Annotated in this window: 6 protein-coding genes; 4 read left to right on the top strand and 2 right to left on the bottom strand. The window is 46.1% G+C overall.

Annotated features, from left to right (window positions below; genetic code table 11):
- Positions 1–317: VOC family protein (locus tag AB4Z33_RS30200; protein WP_442053443.1), on the top strand; the 317-nt coding region annotated here is incomplete at its 5' end.
- Positions 318–395: 78 nt separating this feature from the next.
- Here AB4Z33_RS30200 and AB4Z33_RS30195 read toward each other — a convergent pair.
- The gene (locus AB4Z33_RS30195; RefSeq protein WP_442053442.1) at positions 396–1,166 is read right to left on the bottom strand and encodes a DeoR/GlpR family DNA-binding transcription regulator; all 771 of its coding nucleotides are present in this window, start codon (positions 1,164–1,166) and stop codon (positions 396–398) included.
- Positions 1,167–1,387: 221 nt separating this feature from the next.
- Between AB4Z33_RS30195 and AB4Z33_RS30190 the strand changes: the two genes are divergently transcribed.
- From AB4Z33_RS30190 to AB4Z33_RS30180, 3 genes are read left to right on the top strand one after another with little or no spacing between them, the layout of a single operon-like run.
- Complete coding sequence (locus tag AB4Z33_RS30190; protein WP_442053441.1) at positions 1,388–2,341, top strand: metallophosphoesterase family protein; 954 nt, start codon at positions 1,388–1,390, stop codon at positions 2,339–2,341.
- A 24-nt stretch (positions 2,342–2,365) separates the two neighbouring features.
- A complete protein-coding gene (locus tag AB4Z33_RS30185; RefSeq protein ID WP_442053440.1) occupies positions 2,366–3,226 on the top strand; it encodes a DMT family transporter in 861 nt (286 codons plus the stop codon).
- Positions 3,227–3,252: 26 nt separating this feature from the next.
- Positions 3,253–4,071: an alkaline phosphatase family protein gene (locus AB4Z33_RS30180; protein ID WP_442053439.1), complete on the top strand. Its 819-nt coding sequence runs from the start codon at positions 3,253–3,255 to the stop codon at positions 4,069–4,071.
- A 217-nt stretch (positions 4,072–4,288) separates the two neighbouring features.
- On the opposite strand, the gene AB4Z33_RS30175 is transcribed toward AB4Z33_RS30180, so the two are convergent.
- Positions 4,289–5,376: AraC family transcriptional regulator (locus AB4Z33_RS30175; protein WP_442053438.1), on the bottom strand; the 1,088-nt coding region annotated here is incomplete at its 5' end.

Here is a 5,376-nt window from a genome sequence, read left to right as displayed (position 1 = left end):
AGTTGAATATGATTATGGAGTCATCGTTAGAATTCGCTGGCGGCAAAATAATGATGTCGGATATTCTGCCTTCGATGAAGAACGTAACGGGTGAGTTGGTTAAAGGCAACAATATACTAATTAGTATCGTAATTGATGATAAACAGCTACTAGAAAATTACTTTTCTAATTTGTCCGTAGGCGGCTATGTTATCATGCCGTTATCAGAAATGCCTTGGTCTTCCTGCTTCGGAATGTTGGTTGATAAATTTGGTGTTGTCTGGAAGTTTAATAGTGACGCTGAAATGTTCCTTGATCGTTTAGTTTCAAACTCTTAAGGAAAAGTGGCAACGGATTTTTATCGTTGCCGCTTTTTCTCGTTTGCAGCCTAGGTATTAATCCACGGCGATCTCGTCTTACTCGCTAATTCGCACCTCGATACCAAGCGCTTCCATCGTATCTATCCATTCTTTGGGACAGCCCGCGTCCGTGATCAGCATAGAAATCTCCTCCAGCCTCGATACTCTGGCAAATGTGGACATCCCAAATTTGGAGTGGTCCGCGACCAGAATGGACTCCTCCGCCCGCTGCATCATTTTCCGGGAAATGTTCGCTTCAGCTAAATGGTAGTCGGTAATGCCGTCTACAAGTGAAATGCCGCCGACAGATATAAACGCTTTGTTCACTTTAAATTGATCGAGCATCTGATCGGTGAGGGAGCCTGTTGTCGCTTGGTACTCTGGATTTACTTCCCCGCCCGCAAAAATAATGGTTCCACGAAACGTTTCCATCGCTAAATTAAGAACCGGGATCGAGTGGGTGATCAAGGTAATGTTCGTTCGATCCCTTAAATAAGGCAAAATTTCAATGGTCGTCGTTCCGTTATCTACCATGATCGTTTCACCGTCTTCAATTAATGAAGCCGCAAGCTTACCGATGGCCGCTTTCTCTGCCTTCATCATTTGGGTCCGCTTCAGAAAAGGCGGCTCTACAAGCTCAATGCGCATTTTGACCGCGCCTCCGTACACCTTGCGGAGCTTGCCCTCCTTCTCCAGGCGATCCAAATCACGCCGCACCGTTTCCGTTGAAACGCTAAGCTGCTCAGACAGGTGATGCACCTGCACTTTTCCTTCCATTTCCAAATGATTCAGAATCGTCATCCTGCGATCTTCATAGGTTAATGACATCAGAGGCCTCCTACTTGACTGATTTCATATAATTGATGTTGTTTTATGTTGTTTTTTATCATTGTAGGGTTAGGGGTACAGGATGTCAATTATTCAGCGTGAGTCATAAGAATTGCTGGTTGACAGTCTGATCTAGCGGCGCTACAATTGTCAATAAACAACATGAAGTCAACATAAAACCACATGATAACAACGTTATATACAAAAATGGAGGGCTTATCGTGCCACATTCACTCGTCTTTCGTGAGGATCACACCTTTACGATTGCGCAATTCACTGATTTACATTGGAAAGATAACGGTGTTCTGGATCAGATGACTCGCCGTCTCATGGATGATATCCTCGACGCTGAACAGCCGGATCTTGTTGTTTTTACAGGTGATGTCATCTATACCGGTGATGTAGCTCCAGGTGATCCCCCTTGCGAGGATCCAATAGGAGCATTTCGAGAAGCTGTCCAATCCGTGGAAATTCGCGGGATTCCATGGGCGATCGTGTTCGGCAATCATGACACGGAATCGATCATTTCAAGAGAAGACCTCATCCATGCGGTGCTGGAGTATCCGCATACGGTTGCCCAGCGGGGTCCGAAAGAGGTTAACGGAGAAGGGAATTACCGTTTGTCTATTCAAGATGCTGCCGGGCAAAGCAGATTCAACCTTTACTTCTTTGATTCAGGCGCTTATTCACCCGTTCCCCATATTGATGGGTATGATTGGATTCGCAGCGATCAAATCGAATGGTACAAGAAAGAATCCCTGCAGATTCGAGAACCTTTTGCTGAACGGCCTTTGCCTGCTCTCGCTTTCTTCCATATCCCTTTACCCGAATATCAAGAGGTGTGGGACAGCAAGACCTGTTACGGGAATTTTTATGAGKCTAGCGTCTGCAGCAGCCGCGTGAACTCCGGCCTTTTTGCAGCCATGCTAGAAATGGACGATATCGTAGGAACCTTCGTAGGTCATGATCATATCAACGATTATTGGGGTGAGCTGCACGGGATTCGCCTATGTTACGGCAGAGCCAGCGGCTATAACACGTATGGCAAAGAGGGCTTCGGGCGAGGCGCGAGAATGATACGACTCCGAGAAGGCGAGCGCAGCTTCGAGACATGGCTGCGACTTGCTGACGGTACCGTCATTACCCGGCAACCTGAACACCAACCCGGTACTTAATCCAGGAAGCTTGGAGGTCATTGTTTGATTATCGTCGCAACGCTGCTAGTCATCGCTTCCGGCTTGGCGCATGCCGTTTGGAGTTTATTCACGAAACGCAGTCATAACAAAAGCGTCTTCTTATGGTCCATCCTTATGGTAACCACCATCGTTCTTCTTCCTTACTTAATAAGAGAATTATGGCTTCATCCCTTATCCTTATCGTCCTACGGCCTCCTATTGTTATCCGCCTGCTTGCAGGCCGTTTATGCGCTCTTATTAGCACGTACCTACAATATGGGGGATCTATCGCAAATCTATCCGATTATGAGAGGCACCAGTACCTTATTCATTCCTATTATTGGTGTCCTGTTCCTTCGTGAATCCTTATCGATCTACGGATGGATGGGACTGCTTTGTATGGTCATCGGTTTCGTTACGCTCAGCGGCTTTTTCACCAGAGCAAGATCAAGATCAGCTTCCAACGGGTCTGTTAAACCTTTCCTTATGGCGCTTTGTGTTGGCTTATGCACGACATGTTACGTCTTCGTCGATAAGCTCAATCTTGAACATATCTCAGCGATTTCTTTGCTTGAGGTGACCAATATCGGGTTCGTCGCRGCCTTGACGCCTACCGTTATCGCCTCTAAACAACTGCGCATGGAATGGAAATGGAACAGCAGAATCATTTTACTCGGAGCGATTCTCAATCCCGGATCTTATTTATTGTTCCTTTTCGCCATGAAGTACGCACCTGTTGCCCATATCTCCCCCGTGCGTGAAATTGGCACCGTATTTGCCACGATTCTAGGCATTGTCGTCCTCAAGGAGAAGCAAGGCACTTTACGCATATTGTGTTCGGGTCTTATTTTAATAGGAATTCTCATGATTAGTTTTTGGGGATAAAACAACTTTAAAAGGCAGGTACATCCATGACTATTTGTAACCGTGTCATTATCATTGGGTGGGATGGCGCCGGCGATTTTGTCCGCGGGGCACATACACCGAATTTAGACCGTTTGTTTGCTTCGGGAGCTTCCACGCTCGAAGCGCAAACCGCATCGCCCACCATCAGCGCCGAGTGTTGGGGATCACTGCTTCATGGGGTTTCACCTGCGAAACATGGTCTTACCAATACGAAGGCCGATAAGGAACAATTTCCTGTCAACTCACCCTATCCATCCATTTTTCGTGTTGCTAGAGAAGCCTTCCCCCATGYCAAACTAGCTGCTTATAGTGCTTGGGAGCCCATTAATTCTGGAATCATTGAACCATCGATCGGGGTACATAAAGTATCGATGCCTGATGGCGAGCTTGTACAAGCCATTGCTGCTTACATCAAAGAAAACCCTGATTTCAAGCTGCTTTATGTACAATTGGATTTGCCCGATGCTGCAGGTCATAAGCATGGGTACAATACGCCTGGGCAGCATCGTGTTATCGAAGAGACTGACCAACACACGGGCGTCATACTAGAAGCACTTGAGGAGGCTGATCTGTTAAAGAATAGCCTTATTATTGCTGTCACCGATCACGGCGGCGGTGGCGAGAATGCTTTTGATCACGGAAGTGATCATCCTATGGATAAAACCATCTTCTGGGGCTGCACGGGCCCTGGCATCGCACCTGGCACCAAGCTTGAGCATGTCGATATCTCCKACACGGCCGCAGTTGTGGCGCATGCGCTCGGATTGGAAGCCTCTGCTTCTTGGGAGGGCAAATTGCCAGTTGGATTGTTCCACAGCTTGTAATCATGCCAAACAAAGAAACCCTGGCTTCGTCTACAAGACAAAGTCGGCGACAAGTACCCTCTGTAACCTGCATTGTAGAGTAAAGCTGCGAGCTCTCTGCTCGGTGCGATTCCTTCTCCCGGGAATAGCCGCTGCCCGTTGCGGTAATATCGCTGCCGCCCGCGGTTGAGCTGTTCCATTTTAATGTATGCGTTTTCGAAAAAGCAGGGCAATGGCTTCATTCTTTGAATTTAGTGATTTCCATAGAGCTACGATAACTTCTTGGGGTTTGTCCATAATACTCCTTGAATTTCCGATAAAAAAAGCCAGGTGATTCATACCCAATATCATAAGCGATCTCGTCAATGCTTTTCCGGGAATGCTTTAACAAATGGGCTGCTTGCAGCATGCGCTGGGTTTGAACCAAAGAAAGAAAGGTATTCCCTGTTCGTTCTTTCAACATATTCCCTAAGTAATTCGCATTAAATCCAAAGGCATCGGCTAAGCCCGTTAATGTGCAATCCCTATAGTTCTGTTCGATATAGCGCAGGATATCTATAATGCTGGCCTTGCCGTTCGTCAGGTGAAGTTCAAAATTTTTATCCGTTCGGTATACTCTCATTAGTTCGGTAAAAATCAAAGGGATGTAGTATCCTACCATGTCCATGGACAAATCATCGGTATCGAAATATTCGCACATCATATTCTGAATATGATTATGCAATTGGCGTTGATTTTCGGAGTGGAACAAAACAAAGCGATCATGGCTCTGATCCTCTGACAAGGCATTGGTTAGAAAATTGGAGACAATTCCAGTACGATTCAACCGGCTTAGCATGCCGGACAAAAGCGAATCCCTTTTCATAATAATATTGATAAGGATATCGTTTTCGCCAAGGGGATAGATGCGATGAAGGACATCCTTATCAAGCATACAAACTTGACCCTGTTTGATATGAACCAATTTCCCGTTAATCTCCTGCGTGCATTCTCCGGAGTACATGTAATTTAATTCGATAAACGTATGATTATGCAAGGGCATTGGAGCAAAGCGATGATGCTTGCTAATAAAAATCGATCCTTGGTCAAAAAAATAATCCTCTTGCATGCGGAAGACGGAACCTCCGTTTTCCGGCTTCAACTCATTTCCATCGAAGTCATTGACGTTGGCACGGGTAATCGACTGTATTTGCTCGATGGGATCGAGCTGCCTCAAGTAGTGATCCAATTGCAAATGATCCATGCTCTCTCCCCTTCGCTTATTCCTTATTCCTTGAACTTCTACTTTATCATAGCAACCTGTAAAACGAACAGTTATTCCTGTAC

Source organism: Paenibacillus sp. 2TAB19 (genome assembly GCF_052115185.1).
Lineage (GTDB): Bacteria > Bacillota > Bacilli > Paenibacillales > Paenibacillaceae > Pristimantibacillus.
The sequence above is the reverse complement of the archived record's forward strand: the minus strand, read 5'-3'. Positions and strand labels throughout refer to the sequence as shown.